General features: G+C 55.6%; 23 protein-coding genes and 3 tRNA genes. 13 read left to right on the top strand and 13 right to left on the bottom strand.

Translation table 11 applies throughout. From position 1 onward, the window contains the following. Window positions 1-64 precede the first annotated feature (64 nt). The 4 genes from urtB to urtE are packed head-to-tail and all read left to right on the top strand — an operon-like array spanning window position 65 to window position 4,190. Complete coding sequence (urtB, locus tag P6287_RS03205; RefSeq protein ID WP_277974502.1) at window positions 65-1,630, top strand: urea ABC transporter permease subunit UrtB; 1,566 nt, start codon at window positions 65-67, stop codon at window positions 1,628-1,630. Continuing rightward, the gene (gene urtC / locus P6287_RS03200) at window positions 1,630-2,706 is read left to right on the top strand and encodes an urea ABC transporter permease subunit UrtC (RefSeq protein WP_277974501.1); all 1,077 of its coding nucleotides are present in this window, start codon (window positions 1,630-1,632) and stop codon (window positions 2,704-2,706) included. The genes urtB and urtC overlap by 1 nt, the downstream gene beginning before the upstream one ends. Further along, window positions 2,699-3,490: an urea ABC transporter ATP-binding protein UrtD gene (urtD, locus tag P6287_RS03195; RefSeq protein ID WP_277974500.1), complete on the top strand. Its 792-nt coding sequence runs from the start codon at window positions 2,699-2,701 to the stop codon at window positions 3,488-3,490. Before urtC ends, urtD begins: the two co-directional genes overlap by 8 nt. A gap of 1 nt (window position 3,491) precedes the next feature. Beyond that, complete coding sequence (gene urtE / locus P6287_RS03190; protein ID WP_277974499.1) at window positions 3,492-4,190, top strand: urea ABC transporter ATP-binding subunit UrtE; 699 nt, start codon at window positions 3,492-3,494, stop codon at window positions 4,188-4,190. An 85-nt stretch (window positions 4,191-4,275) separates the two neighbouring features. Here urtE and P6287_RS03185 read toward each other — a convergent pair whose 3' ends face one another. The 5 genes from P6287_RS03185 to rbsK form a co-directional block, all read right to left on the bottom strand. After that, a complete protein-coding gene (locus P6287_RS03185; RefSeq protein ID WP_277974498.1) occupies window positions 4,276-4,677 on the bottom strand; it encodes a hypothetical protein in 402 nt (133 codons plus the stop codon). Further along, window positions 4,655-5,041: a polymorphic toxin type 44 domain-containing protein gene (locus P6287_RS03180; protein WP_192412430.1), complete on the bottom strand. Its 387-nt coding sequence runs from the start codon at window positions 5,039-5,041 to the stop codon at window positions 4,655-4,657. Before P6287_RS03180 ends, P6287_RS03185 begins: the two co-directional genes overlap by 23 nt. Before the next feature lie 198 nt (window positions 5,042-5,239). After that, window positions 5,240-6,253: an aldose 1-epimerase family protein gene (locus tag P6287_RS03175; protein ID WP_277974497.1), complete on the bottom strand. Its 1,014-nt coding sequence runs from the start codon at window positions 6,251-6,253 to the stop codon at window positions 5,240-5,242. After that, complete coding sequence (gene fucP / locus P6287_RS03170) at window positions 6,250-7,575, bottom strand: L-fucose:H+ symporter permease (RefSeq protein ID WP_110867486.1); 1,326 nt, start codon at window positions 7,573-7,575, stop codon at window positions 6,250-6,252. The genes P6287_RS03175 and fucP overlap by 4 nt, the downstream gene beginning before the upstream one ends. 9 nt (window positions 7,576-7,584) lie before the next feature. After that, on the bottom strand, window positions 7,585-8,502 hold the full coding sequence (rbsK, locus tag P6287_RS03165; RefSeq protein ID WP_110867485.1) for a ribokinase: 918 nt from the start codon (window positions 8,500-8,502) through the stop codon (window positions 7,585-7,587). A 360-nt stretch (window positions 8,503-8,862) separates the two neighbouring features. On the opposite strand from rbsK, the gene deoR reads away from it, so the two are divergent. Together deoR and ettA are read left to right on the top strand one after the other, a co-directional pair. Continuing rightward, the gene (gene deoR / locus P6287_RS03160) at window positions 8,863-9,633 is read left to right on the top strand and encodes a DNA-binding transcriptional repressor DeoR (RefSeq protein ID WP_192412434.1); all 771 of its coding nucleotides are present in this window, start codon (window positions 8,863-8,865) and stop codon (window positions 9,631-9,633) included. Between the two features lie 232 nt (window positions 9,634-9,865). Continuing rightward, entirely contained in the window at window positions 9,866-11,533 is a 1,668-nt protein-coding gene (ettA, locus tag P6287_RS03155) for an energy-dependent translational throttle protein EttA (protein WP_097095007.1), read from the top strand. Window positions 11,534-11,582: 49 nt separating this feature from the next. Here ettA and nadR read toward each other — a convergent pair whose 3' ends face one another. From nadR to serB, 3 genes are all read right to left on the bottom strand, one after another. After that, window positions 11,583-12,809: a multifunctional transcriptional regulator/nicotinamide-nucleotide adenylyltransferase/ribosylnicotinamide kinase NadR gene (gene nadR, locus P6287_RS03150; protein ID WP_110867484.1), complete on the bottom strand. Its 1,227-nt coding sequence runs from the start codon at window positions 12,807-12,809 to the stop codon at window positions 11,583-11,585. A 105-nt stretch (window positions 12,810-12,914) separates the two neighbouring features. After that, window positions 12,915-14,300: a DNA repair protein RadA gene (radA, locus tag P6287_RS03145; RefSeq protein ID WP_007886867.1), complete on the bottom strand. Its 1,386-nt coding sequence runs from the start codon at window positions 14,298-14,300 to the stop codon at window positions 12,915-12,917. A gap of 13 nt (window positions 14,301-14,313) precedes the next feature. Further along, on the bottom strand, window positions 14,314-15,291 hold the full coding sequence (gene serB / locus P6287_RS03140) for a phosphoserine phosphatase (RefSeq protein WP_277974496.1): 978 nt from the start codon (window positions 15,289-15,291) through the stop codon (window positions 14,314-14,316). Window positions 15,292-15,398: 107 nt separating this feature from the next. Here serB and P6287_RS03135 point away from each other — a divergent pair, with 107 nt between their 5' ends. Then, window positions 15,399-16,079 carry a YtjB family periplasmic protein gene (locus P6287_RS03135; RefSeq protein WP_101762182.1) on the top strand — a complete coding sequence of 227 codons (681 nt, stop codon included), beginning with the start codon at window positions 15,399-15,401 and terminating at the stop codon, window positions 16,077-16,079. Here P6287_RS03135 and yjjJ read toward each other — a convergent pair. The 4 genes from yjjJ to P6287_RS03115 all read right to left on the bottom strand — a co-directional run bounded on the left by yjjJ (window position 16,076) and on the right by P6287_RS03115 (window position 19,035). Further along, window positions 16,076-17,398, bottom strand: coding sequence for a type II toxin-antitoxin system HipA family toxin YjjJ (yjjJ, locus tag P6287_RS03130; RefSeq protein ID WP_277974495.1), 1,323 nt, complete (start codon window positions 17,396-17,398; stop codon window positions 16,076-16,078). The two genes, P6287_RS03135 and yjjJ, sit on opposite strands and share 4 nt — an antisense overlap. A 122-nt stretch (window positions 17,399-17,520) precedes the next feature. After that, window positions 17,521-18,204, bottom strand: a complete 684-nt coding sequence (gene yjjG / locus P6287_RS03125) for a pyrimidine 5'-nucleotidase (protein ID WP_101762184.1) — start codon at window positions 18,202-18,204, stop codon at window positions 17,521-17,523. An 8-nt stretch (window positions 18,205-18,212) separates the two neighbouring features. Beyond that, window positions 18,213-18,653 (bottom strand): ribosomal protein S18-alanine N-acetyltransferase, encoded by a 441-nt coding sequence (gene rimI / locus P6287_RS03120; protein ID WP_192235784.1) that lies wholly within the window; start codon window positions 18,651-18,653, stop codon window positions 18,213-18,215. After that, window positions 18,625-19,035: a DNA polymerase III subunit psi gene (locus P6287_RS03115; protein ID WP_277974494.1), complete on the bottom strand. Its 411-nt coding sequence runs from the start codon at window positions 19,033-19,035 to the stop codon at window positions 18,625-18,627. The genes rimI and P6287_RS03115 overlap by 29 nt, the downstream gene beginning before the upstream one ends. A 232-nt stretch (window positions 19,036-19,267) precedes the next feature. On the opposite strand from P6287_RS03115, the gene rsmC reads away from it, so the two are divergent. From rsmC to P6287_RS03095, 4 genes are all read left to right on the top strand, one after another. Then, window positions 19,268-20,299, top strand: a complete 1,032-nt coding sequence (gene rsmC, locus P6287_RS03110) for a 16S rRNA (guanine(1207)-N(2))-methyltransferase RsmC (RefSeq protein WP_101762187.1) — start codon at window positions 19,268-19,270, stop codon at window positions 20,297-20,299. Window positions 20,300-20,431: 132 nt separating this feature from the next. Next, a tRNA-Leu gene (locus P6287_RS03105) sits at window positions 20,432-20,518 on the top strand. 34 nt (window positions 20,519-20,552) lie between these two features. Next, window positions 20,553-20,639 (top strand) — tRNA-Leu (locus P6287_RS03100). A 29-nt stretch (window positions 20,640-20,668) separates the two neighbouring features. Then, a tRNA-Leu gene (locus P6287_RS03095) sits at window positions 20,669-20,755 on the top strand. Between the two features lie 93 nt (window positions 20,756-20,848). On the opposite strand, the gene P6287_RS03090 is transcribed toward P6287_RS03095, so the two are convergent. After that, complete coding sequence (locus P6287_RS03090; protein ID WP_110867479.1) at window positions 20,849-21,133, bottom strand: DUF1435 domain-containing protein; 285 nt, start codon at window positions 21,131-21,133, stop codon at window positions 20,849-20,851. Window positions 21,134-21,360: 227 nt separating this feature from the next. Between P6287_RS03090 and P6287_RS03085 the strand changes: the two genes are divergently transcribed. Both P6287_RS03085 and fhuF read left to right on the top strand, forming a co-directional pair. Further along, window positions 21,361-22,455: a diguanylate cyclase gene (locus P6287_RS03085; RefSeq protein WP_137385109.1), complete on the top strand. Its 1,095-nt coding sequence runs from the start codon at window positions 21,361-21,363 to the stop codon at window positions 22,453-22,455. Window positions 22,456-22,621: 166 nt separating this feature from the next. Further along, window positions 22,622-23,416 carry a siderophore-iron reductase FhuF gene (gene fhuF / locus P6287_RS03080; RefSeq protein ID WP_277974493.1) on the top strand — a complete coding sequence of 265 codons (795 nt, stop codon included), beginning with the start codon at window positions 22,622-22,624 and terminating at the stop codon, window positions 23,414-23,416. Window positions 23,417-23,433: the final 17 nt, after the last annotated feature.

Genomic DNA, 23,433 nt, shown 5'->3' with positions numbered 1-23,433 from the left:
CCGAGGAGGGGGACAGCCACACCAATCCAAACCAAAACAACTTCTCACCATCAGGGCCAGAACCATGACAATCCGCCGTTATCTCTGCTGTCTGCTGTTACTGCTGCCCTGGCTCGCCCAGGCGGGCGATGGCGCAGACTTCGCGGCCGCCAGCCGCGCGCAACAAGCCACGCTGCTCCAGCAGTGGGCCGCCGCACCGCAGGCCAGTCGCTTGCCGCTGCTGCAGGCGCTGCGCAATGAAACCGTGGTCATCGACCAAAAACAGCAGCCGTTCAGCAAACAAGGCGAAGCGTTGCAGCCGCTCGACAGCGCGCAACAGCCCGACGGCGACACCAAAAAGCTGTTCATGAACAACCGCCTGCGCGTATTGATCGCCAGCGCCCTCGCCGCCCATCAGCTGGTGAGCGATGATGCCGCGATCCGTTTACGTGCCGCACAACAACTGCAAAATGATGGCGTCGCCGATATGCTGCCGCTGATTGAGCAGCGTCTGACGCTGGAAAAAGACGCGAAAGTGCACGACGTACTGCTGATGGCAGCGGCCAACCTGCAACTCGCCAGCCCGGATGCGGCGCTGCGCCTTAAGGCTGTCAAACTGCTCGGCGAATCCAGCGATCCCAACATGCAGGCCAGCCTCACGCGCTTAACCCAGGCCAGCAATGAACCCGATGCCAGCGTGCGTGATGCCGCCGCCGCCAGCCTGAAGCAGATTAAACAGCGCCTGATGTGGGGCGATCTGCTCGGTCAGGCGTTTACCGGCCTGTCGCTCGGTTCGATTCTGCTGCTGGCCGCGCTCGGTCTGGCGATCACCTACGGCCTGCTGGGCGTAATCAACATGGCGCACGGCGAAATGCTGATGCTGGGTGCCTACGCCACCTGGTTTGTACAAAGCCTGTTCCAGCAGTTCGCACCGCAGTGGCTGGCCTGGTATCCGCTGCTGGCGCTGCCGGTGGCCTTTCTGGTCACCGCCTGCATGGGCATGCTGCTGGAGCGCACCATCATCCGCCATCTGTACGGACGTCCGCTGGAAACGCTGCTCGCCACCTGGGGTATCAGCCTGATGCTGATTCAGCTGGTGCGCATGCTGTTTGGCGCGCAGAACCTGGAAGTGGCTAACCCAGGCTGGCTCTCCGGCGGGCTGCAGCTGTTACCGAATCTGGTGCTGCCGTACAACCGTATCGCGGTGATCCTGTTCGTGTTTGCCGTGCTGGGCCTCACCTGGCTGCTGCTGAATAAAACCCGTCTCGGCCTGAGCGTGCGCGCCGTGACGCAGAACCGCGCAATGGCTGACTGCTGCGGCGTGCCGACCGGACGCATCGATATGCTGGCGTTTGGCCTCGGTTCTGGCATCGCCGGACTCGGCGGCGTGGCGCTGTCACAGCTCGGCAACGTCGGGCCGGAGCTCGGTCAGGGCTACATCATCGACTCCTTCCTCGTGGTGGTGCTGGGTGGCGTCGGCCAACTGGCGGGCACCGTGGTCGCGGCCTTTGGTCTTGGCATTCTTAACAAAGTGCTGGAGCCGCAGATTGGCGCGGTGCTGGGAAAAATCCTCATCCTCGTGCTGATCGTGCTGTTTATCCAGAAACGTCCGCAGGGCCTGTTTGCCTTCAAAGGGAGGGTGATTGACTGATGAGCCAGCCAATGACGTTAACTATTGCGCGCAAAGCGCCACGCCTTACGCTCAGCCTCGGCGTGGTGATCGCTGTGCTGCTGCTGGCGCTGCCGTTCTGCGCCCTGCTGCCCGCCACCCATCCGCTGGCGATCTCCACCTACACGCTAACGCTGGTCGGCAAGATTCTCTGTTACGCCGTGGTCGCAGTGGCGCTCGATTTGGTGTGGGGTTACGCCGGGCTGCTGTCGCTCGGTCACGGCCTGTTCTTCGCGCTTGGCGGCTATGCGATGGGCATGTATTTGATGCGCCAGGCCTCCGGCGACGGCCTGCCCGCGTTCATGTCTTTTCTTTCATGGAGTGAGCTGCCGTGGTTTTGGGCGGGCACGCAACATTTTGCCTGGGCGCTGTGCCTGATCATGCTGGTGCCGGGTTTACTGGCGCTGGTGTTTGGCTTCTTCGCCTTCCGCTCGAAAATCAAAGGCGTTTACTTCTCAATCATGACGCAGGCGCTGACCTACGCTGGCATGCTGCTGTTTTTCCGCAACGAAACCGGCTTCGGCGGTAATAACGGCTTTACCGGCTTCACCACATTGCTCGGCTTTAACGTCACCGCTACCGGCACACGTATTGGGCTGTTTGTCGCCACGGTGCTGCTGCTGCTGGTCAGCCTCGGCATTGGCTTCGCGCTGGCACGCAGCAAGTTTGGCCGCGTGTTGACCGCGGTGCGCGATGCGGAGAACCGCCTGATGTTCGTCGGTTACGATCCCAAAGGCTTCAAGCTGTTTGTCTGGACGCTGTCGGCGGTGCTGTGCGGGCTGGCGGGCGCGCTCTACGTGCCGCAGGTTGGCATTATCAACCCCAGCGAAATGTCGCCAACCAACTCGATTGAAGCGGCGATATGGGTGGCGCTGGGCGGACGCGGCACGCTGATTGGTCCGCTGCTTGGCGCGGCCATCGTTAACGGAGCCAAAAGCTGGTTCACCGTCGCCTTCCCGGAATATTGGCTGTTTTTCCTTGGCCTGATGTTTATCCTGGTCACGCTGTTCCTGCCGCGAGGCGTGATTGGCCTGCTGCGCCGGAGGCGTGATGACTGAACACCTGTTTACCCAACCTCATCCCTCGGATCGCTATCGTGAACAAAGCGATCCGGTATTGCAGCTGGAGAAGATCAACGTGTCGTTCGACGGCTTTCGTGCGCTCACCGATCTCTCACTGAAGATCGGCGTGGGCGAACTGCGCTGCGTGATCGGCCCCAACGGCGCGGGAAAAACCACGCTGATGGATGTGATCACCGGTAAAACCCGGCCGGATAATGGCCAGGTGATCTACGACCAGGATACCGATCTCAGCAAAATGTCGCCGGTGGAGATCGCGCGCGCCGGTATTGGGCGCAAGTTCCAGAAACCCACGGTATTCGAAGCGCTGACGGTGTTTGAGAATCTGGAAATCGCGCTGAAAAACGACAAATCAGTGTGGGCCAGCCTGCGCGCGCGGTTGAACAGCGAGCAGCAGGATCGCATTGATGAGGTGCTAAAACTGTTGCGATTGGGCGGCGAGCGTCAGCGCAAAGCCGGTTTGCTGTCGCACGGTCAAAAGCAGTTTCTGGAAATCGGCATGCTGCTGGTACAGGACCCGCATCTGCTGCTGCTGGATGAACCGGCAGCCGGCATGACCGATGCCGAAACCGAATACACCGCCGAGCTGTTTCGCAGCCTCGCCGGCAAGCATTCGCTGATGGTGGTCGAGCACGACATGGGCTTTGTTGAAACCATTGCCGATCACGTCACCGTGCTGCATCAGGGCCAGGTTTTGGCCGAGGGATCGTTACGCGAAGTGCAGGCGGACGATCGGGTTATCGACGTTTATCTGGGGCGTTAACATGCTGCAAGTCGCGGAACTGAATCAATATTACGGCGGCAGCCACATTCTGCGCGGCCTGTCGTTTGAAGCGAAGCCGGGTGAAATTACCTGCATGCTGGGACGTAACGGCGTGGGTAAAACCACGTTACTGAAATGTTTGATGGGGCTGATTCCGGCTAAATCCGGCGAAATTCGCTGGCAGGATAATGTGATCAACAGCCGCAAGCCGCATCAGCGCGTGCAGGCCGGTATCGCTTATGTGCCGCAGGGGCGCGAAATCTTCCCGCGTCTGACGGTGGAAGAGAATCTGCTGATGGGGCTGGCGCGTTTTTCTGGCGCACAGGCCAAAGCGGTGCCGGAGGAGATCTATCAACTGTTTCCGGTGCTGCGTGAGATGAAAGCGCGCCGCGGCGGCGACCTGTCGGGCGGACAACAGCAGCAATTAGCGATTGGCCGCGCCCTCGCCTGTTCACCAAAGCTGTTGATCCTCGATGAGCCAACCGAAGGGATCCAGCCGTCGGTGATCAAGGAGATCGGGGCGGTGATCCGCCAGCTGGCGCAGCGCGGCGATATGGCGATCCTGCTCGTTGAGCAGTTTTATGATTTCGCCGCCGAACTGGCCGACAGCTATCTGGTGATGTCGCGCGGCGAGATCGTGCAGCGCGGCGCCGGATCCGCCATGGAAGCCGACGGCGTACGCGGATTAGTAGCGATTTAGTTGAGCTTGATAATTCAAAAGAGCGGCTTAACGGCCGCGTCTACAAGCAGGAGGCACGTCGTTTCGAGCATTTTAAATATTTTAATTAATTTTCAAATTCAAAATCTGCCGTGCCAACTTTACTGCTCACTGACACTATTTTTCCACTCCATCCAAAGGTGATATGCCCATTAGCTGATATGTTAATTGAGCGGATGCTTCCTACACCTTCAATGAGAGGTTCCAACGTTTTAAGTTTATTTAAAACTTGTTTTTCGTTGCCGGTAATCTCACTGGTTAAATAATATCGATAAATAACAGGAACAGTGGCACCGCCAGCACTGTATTCAGTCATATATAGCCAGGAAGATTGATTGATTTTTTGACTACGCTTCAACACATCATTATCGCGTGAGCTTTCATTACCGATGACTAAAAAACCAATAATAATCAGCAAAAGAAGAGTCAGTATCAAATGAAATCGCTTAATAACCGTGCTGTTTAGCATACTCAATTCCCTCGCGTATATTGCGTTGATCTGTGGGATCATCTCCATAGGGAGGAACATCATACCACTTTCCCCAGCGAGGTTTTGATGTGCCAGCGAGTGTTTGAGCAAATCCCGCGCCCATCAGCAAAATGTCATCGGGTATGCCAGCCGCTCTGCCTGAAGCGCCAAAATTGAAGTTTCCAAAAGCAGCCCAATTGAAGTCGAATTGTTTGTAATCCCAAGGGCCGCGATTGCGTACTTTTTGATAAAACCAGTAATAGGTTGCCGGTGTCGCCATACCTCTCGACATACCATTACATCTGGCTTCACGCATATTATTCTGAATAATTAATGCACCAGGTCCTATCGGTACAGATGCCATAACCCTTCCCTAAACGTAAATTTAAATCAAATTACTATAATGCACATCCTCTTATTTAATAATTTGATCTAAATCATTAGGTCATTGCAATTAACCGAGGGGAGATAGGGGTATATTTGATATTTTTTAAATGATTTTTAATATCAACATCCGCTGTTGATATTGATTTTAAAATGGCGATCCTAAGACCGCCATTGATTACAAAATCCCGGTCTCAACGCTGAAATGGCGCTGTTCGCCGGGGGCCAGCTCAATCAGCGTGCCAGCGCGCTGTGCGGCTTTGAAACCCTCCGGGCGGCAGGTTGACGGCAGCACATAGGCGGCGACCTGCTGATCGCGGTTATGCAGCATCCAGCGCGTGGCGTGCGGGAATTGCTGGCTGGAAAAGCGCGTCATCAGGGCAAACCCTTGCGGTGAGTGCAGCTCGAACTGCATCTCATCGCCGTACTGCTGGAGATCGTCGGCGAAAAACACGATCTCCGGATCGCACATCTGCGGCTGATCCAGCTGCTGAAACGCCTGCGGATCGCGCGCCAGTTGATCGGTATATGCGCGCCACTGTGGGGTAGGCTTGACGTGCGCCGGGATCGAGCTGCGCAGCTGGAACGCATCGGTCGGGATCGACTGCTGGAAACGCCCTTGATCCAGCCAGGCGCTGTTCAGATGACACATATACTGCAGCGGCATCGGAGCGCCTGCCAGGTTAGTGACGTTCATCTCAATGTGCAGGCGCGCAGCATTGGCCTCAAGGCGCACCGCCGGTGCGGCAAGATAGTGATGGCCAAAGCCCTTCACATATTCGGTTTCGCCCTCCAGCGACAGGCGATCGTCCTCCAGCACGATCCATGCGCTGTCCATGCGCGCGCAGGCCATTTCGCCATGCAGCGGATGATCGTCATCCTCTGCCGGACAGCCGTTGGCCAGCAGCCCGGAGTGGAAAGCGAAACAGCCGTAGGTATCAATGATCGAACTGCCGGGCAGCGGCTGCTTAAAGCTGTGGCTCATGGTCAGCGAATGGCCGTCAAAGTTAGCGTCCCACACCATCTGACCGTAAAACGGCAGTACGATCACCGTGCCGCGTGGATTGCTGATGCACACCGCTTCCACACCTGCGGGATAGCGAAACAGCTCGACGTGGAACGTCTCGTTGCGCAGCAGCGTGGCTGGCGTTTCATGAAACTGCTCACGACGTAACGGTAAACGGGTTTTCATGGCATCTCCTCAACTAAACGACCGGCTGCTTCTGCCTGTTTTTTATGACGCAGCTCGCCCCAGAAGAAGTAACCCACCCAGGCGAAGCACAGCAGCGAAACGCCGAACGCCAGCTGCATCGAGCCCAGATGATCGGAGACGAAGCCCTGAATCGCAGGAATAAAGGCAGCACCGACAATCGACATCACGATAAACGCGCCCGCCACTTCGGTGTATTTGTTATCGACGGTCGCCAGCGTTCCAGCGTAGATCGTCGCCCAGCACGGACCAAACAGCGCACTGACCAGGATGGCGGCATACACGGCGGTAAAGTTTGGCACAAACATCACATACGCCAGCGCCAGAGCACCCAGCAGCGAGTAGGCAATCAACACTTTTTCCGCACGGAAGCGCGTCATCAGGACGTTGGCGATAAATTTACCGATAAAGAAGCCGATGAAGCTGTAAATCATAAAGTTAGAGGCATGGCGCTCATTGACCGCGCCGAGCGTCAGCGCCAGACGAATGGTGAACGACCATACCGCCACCTGCATGCCGACATACAAGAACTGCGCCAGAATCCCGCGTTTGAAGTGACGATTCGCCGCCAGATAGCGGAAAGTCTCGCCGAGCGACGGCAACGATTTTTCACTGCTTTCCGGTTTGCAGCGCGGATAGCGGGTGAACAGGAACAGCAGCATCACTACCACCAAAACCATCACCAGATATTTATACGGCTCAAGCGTGTGCTCCAGCATGGTGAGACGGAACGCATGCGCCTGTTCCGCGTTCATGCCGGCCAGCTGACTTTCCAGACTGTCGCCCTCCTGAAACACCAGATATTTGCCCAGCACGATGCCCATCAGTGCGCCCACCGGATAGAAAGTCTGGCTGATATTCAGGCGCAGCGTGGCGTGATCGCGATGACCAATCATCGAGCTGTAGGTGTTGGCGGCGGTTTCGAGGAAGCTCAAACCGATGGCGATGGCGAAAATCGCCGCCAGGAACATGGTGTAGGTTGCCATGTGCGACGCGGGATAGAACAGCACGCAGCCCACAATATACAGCGCCAGGCCCAATAAAATCGCCAGTTTATAGGTGGCTTTGCGGATCACCAGCGAGGCCGGAATAGCGATCAGGAAGTAGCCGCCGTAGAACGCGCTCTGCACCAGCGCGCTGGCGAAATCGCTTAACGCGAACACGCTTTTGAACTGGGTGATCAGGATGTCGTTCAGACTCGCCGCACAGCCCCACAACGGGAACAGGCACGAGAGCAAAATGAACTGGAACAGCGGCGTTTTATTCAGATAGCCATCAGATTGCTGAACAATGTTCGGTTGCATAACTCGACCTCAGTGAACGTTGAGAAAACGCTGGAAGGTTTCCGCGTCGGGATAGGAGCGCTGCGTGCCGCGACCGGTCACGCTGCAGGCGGCATAAGCCGAGGCTTGCGCCATCGCGGCCGGGATATCGCCGCTTTTCACCAACTCGTGGGCGAAGCAGCCGATAAAGGCATCGCCCGCGCCGCTGGTATCCACCGCTTTTACCGCGGTGGGGGCAACCTGATGCACGCTGTCGCCAGACATCCACAGCGAACCGCGCCCGCCCAGCGTGATGATCAGGTTTTTCAGCCCGCGTTTGAGCAGCGATTGCCCCGCCAGCTTCACCTCTTCATCCGTGGTGACCGGCATGCCGGTGAGGATCTCCAGCTCGGTTTCATTCGGCATGAAAAAGTCGCATTTGCAGGCGTAGTCGATATTGAGATCCGCCACCGCCGGTGCCGGATTGAGGATCACTTTGATGTCATGCTGACGGGCAAAATCAATGGCGTAATAAACGGTCTCCAGCGGGATCTCCAGCTGCAGGATGATCAACTGGCAGCTTTTCAACGCGTCAGCGGCGGCATCGATATCGGCTGGCTTCAACTGTTGGTTGGCACCTTTAATAATCAGAATGCGGTTCTGCGACTCATCGTCGACGAAGATCGGTGCCACGCCGCTGGAGGTGCCTGGCGCGGTGGTGACGAAGCGGGTATCAACGCCTTGCTGCTGCAGATTGGCCACGGTATTCGGCGCGAACAGATCGTCGCCGACTTTACTCACCATCATCACGCTGCCGCCCATCTTCGCCGCTGCCACAGCCTGATTGGCACCTTTACCCCCGCAGCCGATGGCAAAATCGGGTGCTTCCAGCGTTTCGCCCGCTTTAGGCAGCTGATTGGTATAGGTAATGAGGTCCACCATATTTGACCCAATAACCGCAATATCCATTGTTTTCTCCCGGTGAATTTTTAGCTTTATAATGTTATTAAAATAACAATATCAGGTTAATAAAGTTAATTATGTGATAAATTTCACACCTCGACATCCTGATAAAAAGCCGATAAACAGCCCTTCATTCGTAGAAATGAATGTTATTATTCTAACAATGGAACAACATTGAGAATCAGAGCGAAGCGGCTTGAGAGCAACACGTTGGCGGCATTGCATGAGGTTTGCGGGCCGATCTCATTACAGGTAAGATTGAAAACTGGCCTGCTGGATACGTCGCAAATCATTAAAATATGTGAGATTTATCGTGATTTTTGACCAGGCCACTTCGACTTCAGGATTAATTACGCAGAGATGATCATGGAAACCCGGCGCGACGAACGTATTCACAAGTTGGCTCAGGCGCTGAAACGCACCGATAAACTGCACCTGAAAGACGCGGCGCAGCTGCTCGGCGTGTCGGAAATGACCATCCGCCGCGATCTCACCGAACCGGCTTCAACCGTGGTGCTGCTGGGCGGCTATATCGTCAGCGATCCGAAAAGCCACGCCGGACACTACTTTATCTCCGATCAGCACGGTCAGAACGCCGCACGCAAACAGCGCCTGGCGCAGGCTGCTGCGGATCTGATCAGTGAAAATGACACGGTATTTTTTGATTGCGGCACCACGCTGCCGTACATCGTAGATGCGATACCTGATAGCTTGCCGTTCACCGCCATCTGCTGCGCGATGAACACTTTCCTGGCGTTGAAAGAGAAACCGGCCTGCAACGTGATCCTGAGCGGCGGTGAGTTCCACGCCGATAACGCGCTGTTCACGCCGATTGGCGCGCATTCGATCCTCGACGATCTCTGCCCGACGCTGGCGTTTATTTCAGCGGCAGGTATCGATCAGGAACAGGGCGCCACCTGCTACAACATTAACGAGCTGGCGATGAAGCACCACGCGATGCTGCGCGCACGTCAGCGCGTGCTGGTGGCGGACAGCAGTAAATTTGGCAAAGTGCTGCCCGCGCGTATCGGTGAATTACGCCGTTTTGATTTGCTGGTCAGCGATAGCGCACCCGAACCGGCGCTGAAGAGTTGGCTGGCACAACAGAATATACCGCTGCGATTGCCTAAATCTTAGAATTCCTCTGTTTCTATTACCGGGAAACAAAACCAGACCCTAAATAATTCGAGTTGCAGGAAGGCGGCAAGTGGGTACATCCCCATGAGCATACATAAGTATGTGACTGGGGTGGACACAAGCAGCCAACGCGCCTGCAGCGCGAAGTATGACGGGTATGAATAAAGGCTGAAAACGGCTAAACTTCTGTACCTAAAGTTCATAACTCACAGACCAAAAGGCTCAATACAACGTGGCTCAATTCGTCTATAGCATGCATCGCGTCGGCAAGGTCGTTCCGCCGAAGCGTCACATTCTGAAGAATATTTCTCTTAGCTTCTTCCCTGGAGCAAAAATCGGTGTGCTCGGCCTGAACGGCTCGGGTAAATCGACGCTGCTACGCATCATGGCCGGTATCGATACCGATATCGAAGGGGAAGCACGCCCACAGCCGGGCATCAATGTGGGTTATCTGCCGCAGGAACCGCAGCTGAACCCGGAGCACACCGTGCGTGAATCCGTTGAAGAAGCGGTTTCAGAAGTGGTTGGCGCGCTGAAGCGCCTCGACGAAGTGTATGCGCTGTATGCCGATCCCGATGCGGATTTCGACAAGCTGGCCGCGGAACAGGGCCGTCTGGAAGAAGTGATCCAGGCGCACGATGGTCACAACCTCGATACCCAGCTGAACCGTGCCGCCGACGCGATGCGTCTGCCAGACTGGGATGCCAAGATCGCTACCCTTTCCGGTGGTGAGCGCCGCCGCGTGGCGCTGTGCCGTCTGCTGCTGGAAAAGCCAGACATGCTGCTGCTCGACGAACCGACCAACCACCTGGATGCCGAATCCGTGGCGTGGCTCGAGCGCTTCCTGCACGACTTCGAAGGCACCGTTGTGGCGATCACGCATGACCGTTACTTCCTGGATAACGTGGCTGGCTGGATTCTGGAACTGGACCGCGGTGAAGGTATTCCGTGGGAAGGTAACTACTCTTCCTGGCTGGAGCAAAAAGATCAGCGTCTGGCGCAGGAAGCTTCTTCTGAAGCGGCGCGTCGCAAATCTATCGAGAAAGAGCTGGAGTGGGTGCGTCAAGGCGCGAAAGGCCGTCAGTCGAAGGGCAAAGCCCGTCTGGCACGCTTTGAAGAGCTGAACAACACCGATTACCAGAAGCGTAACGAAACCAACGAACTCTTCATTCCACCTGGCGCTCGCCTTGGCGACAAAGTGCTGGAAGTGACCAACCTGAAGAAATCGTATGGCGATCGCGTGCTGATCGACGATCTGACCTTCTCTGTACCGAAAGGCGCGATTGTCGGCATCATCGGCCCGAACGGCGCGGGTAAATCTACGCTGTTCCGCATGATGTCAGGCCAGGAGCAACCCGATTCCGGCACCATCGAGCTGGGCGAAACCGTCAAGCTGGCGTCGGTTGATCAGTTCCGTGACGCGATGGACAATTCCAAAACCGTGTTTGAAGAAGTGTCTGGCGGTCAGGACATTATGCGCGTTGGCAACACTGAGATGCCAAGCCGTGCTTACGTCGGTCGCTTCAACTTTAAAGGCACCGATCAGGGCAAACGCGTGGGCGAGCTGTCAGGGGGTGAGCGCGGTCGTCTGCACCTCGCCAAGCTGCTGCAAGTCGGCGGCAACCTGCTGCTGCTTGATGAACCAACCAACGACCTCGACATCGAAACCCTGCGCGCGCTGGAAAACGCCCTGCTGGAATTCCCGGGCTGTGCCATGGTGATCTCGCATGACCGTTGGTTCCTCGACCGTATCGCCACCCACATCATCGATTATCAGGATGAAGGCAAGGTGGAGTTCTTCGAAGGTAACTTTACCGAGTACGAAGAGTACAAGAAACGCACCCTCGGCGCCGACGCGCTCGAGCCGAAGCGTATCAAGTACAAGCGTATGGCGAAGTAAGGCTTTTACTGTGAAAAAGGCGCCTAGTGGCGCCTTTTTTATGGCTGAATCAGCTGCCCAGCATCTGCTTTACTAACTCGACGCAACGTAGGAAGCGCGTGTCATAGTCATCTTCTTTAACGTGAACAAACTCGATATTGTTTTCACGCAGCATGGTGATCAGCATGGTCTGGAACTCGCGACGATCCATTGAGCTGCCGAGGCTGCGCAATCCATCCGCCACCCAGGGCACGTTGTTTTCCAGCAAAATCACCAGGTCGAAACGGTATTCATCAATTAACGCCTGCACAAACGGGTGCTCGCGACCTTCGTACTTGAGGCAAAACGCCTGCGTAGTGATGAAATCGGTATCGATAAAGGCGACTTTACTGGCGTACTTCACCGCGAAGTCGATGTACTGGGCCTGACCGAGCGCGATTTTGTCGTAGTCGGAATATTGCAGCGCCATCTCGTCGCCACCGAGGTGCGAGAAGACATAATCGCGGCCATATTCCCATGCGCTGGTGGTGTTGAAGATGTTCGCCAGCTTGTTCACCAGCGTTGATTTGCCGCTCGACTCGCCGCCCAGCACCGCCACGGTGCGCACGAAGAATGGCTTCACTTCGGTCGGGATGTATTCCCAGTAGCGGAACGGATCCTGACGAATCTGCCCGCCGCTGATGTTCATAAAGGATCGATTGGGATCGATCACCACCGCCGGAATGCCGAGGTGCTGCTCATACATCGCGGCATCCGGCTCTTCACTGGTGTAGATACAATTCGGCTCAATGCCCTGCTCAGCCAGAAAGGTTTTGACGCCGCCGCTCCACACATCCCAGCCGTGCGGATAAGGTTCAATGCCCTCTTCATCAAACGAATGGATGCGGATATTTTTCTGGTATTTGAAGGTTTGCAGCAACCAGCGTAGTCGATCGCTGATGGTCGGCTGCTGCGACATGGCGCTGTTTTCAAACAGTTCACGATCGCGCGGCTCGTCGTGGCCCATGATGATATGCAGCTCATCCACCTGACTGCAGGCGCGCTGGATTAAATATATGTGGCCGGTATGCAGCGGATAAAATTTCCCGAACACCACGCCAACGGTTTTATCGCGGCGCGGAAATTCCAGGCCAAGAAAACGGTGCAGCGCTTCCAGCTTCTGCGCACTCGGGCTTTTAATTTTGGCGTTGAGCAGCTGGCTTAAGTAGCCTTTGGTCATTCCGCTGGCGTCGGCAACCTGCTGCAGCGTGTGGCCTTGCTGGCGAATGGCTGTTTTCAGGTAGTCAAACGATGACATTTAGTGCCTCCTGCGTGGAATAAAGGGCGGTGCGGCCTTTAAGACGGTGCGCATAAATGCGCACCCTACAAACGTAGGGTCGGCATTCATGCCGACCGGTAAAACTTACAACTCATCCAGAATCGCTAACGCATCCGCCAGCTTCTTCGCGCTGTACACCTTCATCCCTTCGACCGGTTTCTTCGGCGCATTGCCGGCCGGGACGATGGCGCGCTTAAAGCCGTGTTTCGCCGCTTCGGAAATGCGCTCCTGGCCGCTCGGCACCGGGCGAATTTCGCCGGCAAGGCCCACTTCACCAAAGATCACCAGATCCTGCGGCAGCGGACGATCGCGGAAGCTCGATACCATCGCCATCAGCAGCGCCAAATCGACGCTGGTTTCGGTGACTTTTACGCCGCCGACCACGTTAACGAACACATCCTGATCCGCCATCTGCAAGCCGCCGTGGCGATGCAGTACCGCTAACAGGATTGCCAGGCGATTCTGCTCCAGACCCACCGCGACGCGGCGTGGGTTGCCCATCATCGAATGGTCCACCAGCGCCTGAATCTCGACCAGCAGCGGACGCGTACCTTCCCATAGCACCATCACCGAACTGCCCGAGGTGATCTCATCACCGCGTGACAGGAAGATGGCCGATGGATTGCTGACTTCGCGCATGCCTTGTTCGGTCATGGCGAACACGCCCAGCTCATTCACCGCGCCAAAGCGGTTTTTATGGCTGCGTAAGGTGCGGAAACGGGAATCAGCGTCGCCATCCAGCATCACCGAACAGTCGATACAGTGTTCCAGCACTTTCGGGCCGGCCAGCGAACCGTCTTTGGTGACGTGACCGACCATGATGATCGCCACGCCGCGCGTTTTGGCGAAGCGTGTCAGGTAGGCGGCCGTTTCACGCACCTGCGCTACGCTGCCCGGCGAGGATTGGATCTCCGCCATGTGCATTACCTGAATCGAGTCGATCACCATCAATTTCGGCTGCTCCTGCTCGGCGATCAGGCAGATCTGCTCGATGCTGGTTTCCGACAACATATTGAGGTTTTCGGTCGGTAATCCCAGACGATGGGCGCGCATCGCCACCTGTTGCAGTGACTCTTCGCCGGTGACATACAGGGTTTTCATCCCTTCTGCCAGCTTGCACATCACCTGCAGCAGCAGCGTCGATTTACCGGCACCCGGATTACCACCAATTAAGATGGCGCTGCCCGGCACCACGCCGCCGCCCAATACGCGATCGAACTCTTTGAAACTGGTTGAGAAACGCGGCAGGGCTTCGAGGCTGATCTCCGACAGCTTCTGCACGCGGCTAACGCCCGCGTTGCCGCCGGCATAACCGCTCAGGCGCTCATTACGCGCCGCCGCAGGCGAGGCGGCAATGCGCACCTCGGTGATGGTGTTCCACGCATGGCAGGCGCTGCATTGCCCCTGCCAGCGCGGATAATCAGCGCCGCATTCGTTACAAACGAAGGCGCGTTTTGCCGCTTTGGCCAAATCAAATCCTCAGTTAACGCTCTTCGTGAATCAGGCTGCCGGTCAGGATGCAGAACACGCCCATCAGGTCAGCATGACGAATGATGATTTCCGTCTGCTCATTCACTTTAGGTTTAGCATGATAGGCGATACCCAGCGCCGCGGTTTTAATCATCGGCAGATCGTTGGCACCATCGCCAATCGCCACGGTTTGTTCCGGAGCAATTTCAAAGCGCTGTGCCAGATCGTTCAGGGTATCGGCTTTAAATTGGGCGTCGACAATTTGTCCCAGCACCTGGCCGGTTAGCTTGCCGTCGCGAATCTCCAGCTCGTTGGCCACCACCGCGGCTAAATGCAGCGTCTGGCGCAAATAGTCGGCGTAGAAGGTAAAGCCGCCCGAGGCGATCGCCACCTGCCAGCCCAGCGCCTGCAGCTTCTGCACCAGCGTGGTTAAGCCTGGCATCAGCGGCAGCGCATCGCGCACTTGCATCAGGATATTGGCATCGGCGCCCGCCAGGGTGCCGACGCGCTCGCGCAGGCTGGCTTTGAAATCCAGCTCGCCGCGCATCGCGCGCTCGGTGACTTCCGCCACCTGCTCGCCGCAGCCCGCCAGTTTGGCGATCTCATCGATGCACTCAATCTGGATCGCGGTGGAATCCATGTCCATCACCAGCAAGCCTGGCGTTTTCAGATGCGGGATTTTGCCAAGCGGCGCCACATCAAAACCGGCTTCATGCGCCAGTTTGCTGGCGCGCGGCGTCAGCGAGCCTGCCAGACGTATCACCTGATACTCATCGACATTCCAGGCGCTAACGATCACCATCGCCGCCCCCAGCTTATGCTGATAATCGGTGAGTTTTTGTTTATCGAGCCCGCGCCCATACAGCAACCAGCCAGTCCGACCAGCACGGTAATCCAGCGGCATCACTTCATCACCGCTGAGGGAAAGGGGTAAACCCGGCCAAAGTGAAACATCGGCGGGCAGATCGCACCAGGTAAGACGATTTGGCATTACAGCTCCTGTAGGGACAACAAAACCACGCAAGAGGCTACCTTGTCTGCGCGGGTTCTGGCAACATAATTGCCAGCCTTTCTGCTGTTACATCACACGGGTTTCTGATGGTTAAAACCGCACTGAAATTTCGCCTGCATCGCACGGTGATTGTTCTTATCTCGCTGGCTCTGTTAGTGGTTCTGATGCAAGGCGCATCCTGGTTTAGCCTCGGCCATCAAATGGCTCGCTCTGAACAAGTGGAAGAACTGGCGCGCACGCTGACCAAACAGGTGGCGTTTAGTCTTAAACCGTTGATGGATAACAGCGACGATAACCGCACGCAGATTGCCGCCATCCTCAATCAGATGACCGACAACAGCCGCATTCTTGATGCTTCCGTCTACGCCGATGATGGCAGCCTGGTGGCGCACAGCGGCGAAAGCATTAATGTGCGCGATCGGCTGTCGCTGGATGGCAAACGCGCTGGTAGCTACTTCAACCATCAAATCGTGCAGCCGCTGGAAGGCAAAGATGGCCCGCAAGGTTTCCTGCGCGTCACGCTGGATACTCACGTGCTGGTGACGGAATCACGTCAGGTGGATAACACCACCAACATCCTGCGCCTAATGATGTTACTGGCGCTGGCCATCGGCATTATCCTGACGCGCACCCTGCTGCGCGACCGTCGCACCCGCTGGCAGCAATCGCCGTTCCTGCTAACGGCGAGCCGCACGGTGAAAGAGGATAAAGAGAAAGAGCAAGAAGAGGCGGCGGCAGCAACCACAGAGACTGAAAAAGAGCGTTAAGCCATTTTATGCAACGTCACTTCCATCGCTTCCAGTTGCTGTAATGCCTGCCCGGCAATGCTGCGGAAGTTCGCGCTAAACGCAGCATCCTCTGCAATCGCCTGCCAGTAGATTTTCGCCATAGCGCTGGCAGCGCGCCACACGGCGCCTGGCAGCGCGAAATCCAGCGTCAGTTTGACTTCATCGCGCATGTGCCCCTGAGAATTGGGCGCCAGCGCCATCGGCAGCATGTCGTAAGCCGGTGTCAGGCTGAAACGTTCTTCATCAGTAAAGAAAGACAGATTGCCCGCGTGCATGTCGCTATTGGCAATCAGTCGTCCAAACGCCCACTGCAAAGTCCCGCGTTCAACCGCTACCGCATCAATACGTTGCTGACGCTGCAACTCACGCAGCGCATCCGGCCAGTGTTGTTGATGGCCGATAAACTCTGCGCTTACCGCTTCTAATGAACTCATGCAGCGTCGACCACGTTGATGAATGCGATCAAAACGCTGCACTTCGAGGAACAATTGTCCTTCACTATCAATCAGCTGGCTATGTGCGGCAGGCAATCCCGCCGCCAGTAAATGTTGCAACGCCAGATGCTCCGCGCGTAACAAATCACGCCAGCGCTCAGCATTATCACTTTGACGGGCGACGGTAAATTTCACCAGACAATGACGATCGCCATTCGCCGTTGCGGCATAGCACAGGAATTTCGGTTGTTCGCCGCCAGCCGATGAGCCCGGTTCATCGCCGCTCAGCGCCTGTTGTGCCATCAGCGGATAACGCGCGATTTTTTGCGCCTCGCTGATGGCTTGCGGTGCGGGCTGTTGCAGCCAACGCTGGTATGTCATGTCGCCAACAATAAAAGCGCCCGGCATATCGATGCCGCCGCTTGCCAGCGCCATCAGGCACTGCTCATCACTCCAGAGACGAATATCATCCGTCAGCCCGAGCTGTGGCGCGTATTCACGGCCCCATTGTCGGCCCAGAAAACCTTGCGGACGCATCTCCTGCAGGAACCACGGTAAGCCGTCATAAAAGCGGCCTTGATCGTGCTGGTCCAGATGCAGACAACTGCCCTGCGGCCAGGTTGGCAAAAGGATGCCAGCGGGCGATGCCTGACCTTCAGCAGAAATACGATACAGCGGGAAGCGGCTTTCACCCCGGATGGGCCGCAGCAACGCATAACGCGTCGCGCGCGCTTTGCCCCATTTGATAATCTGCGGCTGCTGACGCAGTTGGCGTGAAAGCGTGGCCTGGCTGATATGCAATCGAGCCAGCAGATCCGCCGCACTAAGCGGTCCTTCCAGCAGCAAACTTTGTAGCTCAGCCATTGCCGCCACCTTACCTGATGAATAGATTGATGAATAGATTCATGCATAGATAATAACATAAAAAAAAGCCCGCACAGCGGGCTTCTCAGCATCATCACGATGGTAACGATGAATAGATACTTTTAACCTTCCGTCAGAATCGTTTCCAGCTCGGCCAGCGTTTTCACCTGCCAGGTTGGCGTGATGTGATCGGGTAACGGACGCGTACCGTGATCGATCCAGCAGGTCTTCAGGCCGGCATTCATGCCGCCGAGAATATCTGATTCTGGCGTATCGCCGACCATCAGCACGCGGCTGCGATCCGGGTTGCCCAGCAAGGCCAGCGTGTGATCAAAAATCGCCACGTCCGGTTTCGGTACGCCAACTTCTTCAGAAATCACCAGCGCATCAAACACATCGAGGAATCCGGTACGCTCAAGGCGCGCCTGCTGTAACGCAGTGAAACCGTTGGTAATGATGGCGATTTTCACTTTGCCTTTCAGCGTTGATAACAGATGAGCTGCGCCTTCCAGCGGCAGGCAGATATCGGCCATTGCGCTGAGGAAATCGCTGTTGAGTACTTCGGGTGCGACGCTCAGCTTTTCGCCCCACAAGGTGAAGCGGCGCGTTTGCAGCTGCAGTGCGGAAATGGTGCCGTTCTGGTAATCGACCCACAGCGGCTTGTTGATCGCCTGATAATCGGTGTAATCCTGCGCAGAAAATTGCACGTCATAGCGGGCAAACATGCGCTGCAAACCAGCGTAAGCATCGAAATGGAAAAGCGTTTCGTCTGCATCAAACAGGATGCAGTCCCAATCGTTTAGCATGGTGCTCCTTAAAGCGTTAGCGCCATAATGATGGCATCTTCTCGTCCGCTGGCAGTGGGATAATAGTTGGGGCGTACGCTCACCTGATGGAAATCCAGCTGCTCATACAACGCAATCGCCGGCATATTTGAGGCGCGCACTTCCAGCCACAGCGTCATCACGTCGCGCTGCTCGAGCTCAGCAATCAGATGCTGCAACAGCTGGCGCGCCAGGCCGCGGCGCTGGAAGTCGGGATCCACCGCAATATTGAACAGCGACGCTTCATCCAGCACCACTTGGGTGATGGCGAATCCGGCCAGCTTACCTTCAACTTCAATGCGGAAATTAACGAAACGTTCGCCTTGATTACTGCTAAACGTCTGCTCGCTCCACGGAAAAGCATGTGCGCGGCGCTCAATCGCCAGCAGCTGCGGCTGGTCTTCAGGGGTGACTAAAGAGATGGCTGTCATGGTTACACATCTGTTGCCACAGGGCGCGTTTTGCTGCGCCGCTGCTGATCAGTTCATTGAAAACGGCGGTGTTAAGGGTAATGCCGTTAAAGGGATGTTCGCTCTCGACGCCCAGCAGCCAGCCGGCGCAATCGACCTGCTCCGGCAGCATTTGCAGCTGGTCTGGCGTTAACGACATGACCTGCGCGGGTTGAATGTTCAGCGCGCGCAGCACGTCGCGAATCAGCGGTTCTTGTAGCGTGGGTGCCTGTTCGGCCACCAAAACCAAACGCGTGTCGGGCAAAAGCGTGACGGCAATTTCCCCTTGCAGCACGCGCGGACGCCGCAGCTGATACTGCGTAATCCCCATTTGCTGTAGAAGCCAGTCGCGCCTTGTGCTCATGCTATTACCCGTTATGCTGCCAGAATGCGACGCTATGCTAGCAAACCCATCGAACATGCGCCAACAAAGCACCCTACACAAAATAATTCGAGTTAGAGGAAGGCGGCAAACGAGTGAAGCCCGATGAGCTTACTTCAGGTAAGTGATTCGGGTGAGCGAGAGCAGCCAACGCACCTGTAACTTGAAGTATGACGTGTATATAATCGTCGCTCTGATTTAACAGGAGTGCCCCATGTCTGCTTTTACCCCGGCCAGCGAAGTGATTCTGCGCCACAGTGATGAATTTACTGCCCGCAACGTTTTGTTTGCTGGCGACCTGCAGGATGACCTGCCCGCCCAGCTAGAAACCGCGTCGAGCCGCGTGCATACCCAGCAATATCATCACTGGCAGAACCTAAGCCATCGCCTTGGTGAACGTGCGGTTTACAGCATGGTTGCAACCGCTGCCGATGTTGAAGGCTGCGATACGCTGGTTTATTACTGGTCGAAGAACAAACCCGAAGCGCAGTACCAGCTGCAAAACCTGCTCTCTCTGCTGCCGGTAGGCTGCGATATCTTCGTGGTGGGTGAAAACCGCAGCGGCGTGCGCAGCGCCGAAGGCATGCTGGAAGCGTGGGCGACGCTGGAGAAAGTTGATAGCGCGCGTCGTTGTGGCCTGTATCACGGTCGTCTCGATAAGCAGCCAACCTTTGATGCCAGCAGCTACGGCCATACTTATCAGCTCGAGGATCTCACCATCCATACCTTGCCGGGCGTGTTCAGCCGTGATGGTCTGGATATCGGCAGCGATCTGCTGCTCTCCACGCTGACGCCGCATTTCCGTGGCAAAGTGCTGGATATCGGTTGTGGCAGCGGTGTGCTGGCAACTGTGATGGCGAAAGTGTCGCCGCGCGTGCGTCTGTGGCTGTGCGATGTGCATGCTGCTGCGATTGAAGCGAGTAAAGCCACGCTGGCCGCCAACGAACTGGAAGGTGAAGTGTTTGCCAGTAACGTGTTCTCTGACGTTACCGGCCGTTTCGACATGATCATCTCTAACCCGCCGTTCCACGATGGCCTGCAAACCAGCCTTGAAGCGGCTAACACGCTGATTCGCGGTGCGCTTAAGCATCTGAACAGCGGCGGCGAACTGCGTATCGTGGCTAACGCCTTCCTGCCATATCCACAAATTCTGGATGAAACCTTTGGCAATCACGAAGTGCTGGCGCAAACCGGACGCTTCAAAGTCTATCGCGCCGTATATGGTCGCGGTGCCAAAACGCGTTAACAGCAGCGCGGCGGCAGAAACGTTGCTTTTTACAGCGATCGTTTTGCCGTCGCGAAATATGTGTTGACGCAATGAGTAAAATCTCTAAAATGCGCCTCCGTGGTTAGCAATACTTTAGGGTGTTGTTAGTTTGCGATGGTGGCGGAATTGGTAGACGCGCTAGCTTCAGGTGTTAGTGTCCTTACGGACGTGAGGGTTCAAGTCCCTCCCTTCGCACCAAACTAAAATCACACAGTTTATATCTGCGCACTGAGCGATGGTGGCGGAATTGGTAGACGCGCTAGCTTCAGGTGTTAGTGTTCTTACGGACGTGAGGGTTCAAGTCCCTCCCTTCGCACCAATGCGACGATATAAACAGACAACTAAGATGCGATGGTGGCGGAATTGGTAGACGCGCTAGCTTCAGGTGTTAGTGTTCTTACGGACGTGAGGGTTCAAGTCCCTCCCTTCGCACCAACAGTTGTCACTCCTTTCGAGCAGTAAATCCCCCGAAAGATTTTTCAACGAACTTCACGCTCTCAGCGTGATGTTGTCGTTTCTGCGATTTGATCAGATAACGTGGAAATTGACCGACACCGCCGCTAAGCCGCCCGCCAATGCCAGACAAGATGGCAGCAACAGATAGTGACGCAGGCGATGGTGAAACAGCATCACCACGGTCAGCAGCAGTGCCACAATCATCACCACTCGCCATTGACTGAAACTCGGTTCCCATAACGCAAAAATCGGCATCGCCGCGCAGGGTAATAACACGCCCCAACCGCTATCCAGACGTTTACCCATTACCCAGCTCACGCCCCATAGTCCGCAGGCGGCTATTATCGCCATGATCATCGCGCAACCCTCAAATGATAAATATTCGCATTATCATATGACAATATTTCTCATCTTGCAGCGAATTTTTGTCGCAAGCCATGCCGGATGACAGAATTACTGGAAAATGCTAAATTGCCGCCGATAACAATATCGCTAACACAACAATAACGTGCTCTCTATCCGGGTAGGTAAACTATTACTTGCGGGTAGCGCTTTGATATATCAGGGCTGTCACGAGAATAATAATGAAATTACAATCTTATGATGAGTTGAAACAGAGTAAATATCGGCTGTCGCTGATGCTATTTCTGTTTCTTAATGTCGCCGTTTCGCTTTTTTGCCTGCTGCCGATTTTAGGCAGCGATAGCCCAATACGCTCGCTGCCGGTGGACGTTGTAGCGGGCTTCAGCTCCACGCTGCTGGTTATTTGCTTAATGGCGTCAAAACAAAAATTACCGCTATTAAATCCTGTGGCTTTTATTTTGGGTGCGCTGTGGGCGTGGCATATTAACCACAGATATCATCTGGTTTACTATTTTGATGGCAGCTTTTTAATTATCAGCCTGTTAAGCGTGTTCTTTATCAGTGCCATTGCGCTGAGTGATTATTTGATTGCATTCTGTTTACACATCACACCGCCGGTATTAACCGTGCTGTTATTGGATGATGGTCAGCATTTAATGATGATCTTATTCACCATTACGCTGCCATTAATCGGCTTTTCACTGCACCATTTAATGCGTCGTCGCTTTGATACCTTCACCCGTCGGCTGGTTAGCCAGCTGTATGAGGAAAAAGAGAGCTTCAGCGATTTGAGCATGCTCGATCCGCTTACCGGCTTGTACAACCGCCGTGGATTGAAGAATCGCCTTGATACCATTCTGGAAAACCACGCCGGCAGCCACTTTGTGCTGCTGCTGGATATCGACCACTTCAAAGCCTACAACGACAATTACGGCCATGCGATGGGCGATCAGGCGCTGGCGCGCGTGTCCGTGGCGATCCGCGACGCGGTGCGTTCGCGCGATGTGGTCACACGCTACGGTGGCGAAGAGTTTCTGGTGCTGATGACCAATGTAAACGCCTCAATCGCAATGAAACTGGCTGAACGCATTCGTCAGTACGTGGTGGATTTGGAAATTCCGCACCGCTTCAATGAGAAAGTCTCGACGCACGTCACCATCAGCGCTGGCATCGCGCCCATCTTTGCTGACGATTTTGACCAGGCAGTCGCCAATGCTGACCGCGCGCTGTATGTGGCGAAAAATCAGGGACGTAACACTATTCTGGCGTGGGAGGATTTGCCGAAATTGACGCAGGCGAGTAATGAACTGATATAAAGCCTTGTCATTACCCAACGCACACCTCGTCGCGGCGCAATTTATTGCGCGATAAAACGCGCCGCGACGAAATGTGCGTTAACAGTTGCATGTGCAGAAATGTTGTTCAAAATGCTGGGAACGATTATCATTTGTCTCTCGATTCCCGTTATCACTCAGGACCGGCATGGCCATCATCACGCGTCAGGATCATCGCTTCAGCGAGCATCCACTGATCTTTATGCAGAGCGATCGCAGTTTAGCGAGCGCACTGGAAGATCTGATGCGCGATCAACGCAGCTACATGCTGGATAACCTCAAGCTTGGCCAGCCGGCACCCGCCGGGACGTTAACTCTGGCTGAATGGTCCAATCCGCTTCACTATCGCCGCCTGACGCAGCGCTACAGCGATTATCTCTATCGCGATCATCCTGATGTGAAGCAGGAAGCTAAGCCGCTGCAATCGCTGTGGGCGCAGTGGTATTTTGGCCTGCTGCTGCCACCGCTGATGATGGCGTTATTGCAGGAACCGCGTGCGCTGAACTGCTCGCCGCATCTGATTCACGTTGAGTTCCACGAAAACGGCCATCCGTGCGCTTTCTGGCTGGATGTGCAGGAAGATGAGGATGCGCGCTACCTCAATGCCCAGCAGCGTATCGATCGCCTGATTCAGCAATGCCTGATTCCGGCGGTTAACGGCATGACGCAGCACGGTGATATCAATGCGAAGCTTATCTGGAACAACATGGGCTTTTCGTTTTACTGGTTCCTTGGTGAATTGAAAAACCAGTTGCCAGAAGAGAAGATTTTGCAGCTGGAACAGGCGCTATTTTTCAGCAAATCCCTGCTCGATGGCAGCGATAATCCGCTGTATCGCACCATGATCCCGCGTAATGGCGAAATGGAACGACGCAGCTGCTGCCAGCGCTATCGTATCCCCGATGTAGAACGTTGCGGTAACTGCACGTTAAAAGCGGTGTAGCACCCGCGCATTCTGTT

It is taken from the genome of Pantoea sp. X85, from assembly GCF_029623675.1.
Taxonomy (GTDB): Bacteria; Pseudomonadota; Gammaproteobacteria; order Enterobacterales; family Enterobacteriaceae; genus Pantoea; species Pantoea leporis.
This window is presented reverse-complemented; position numbering and strand designations above follow the sequence as displayed.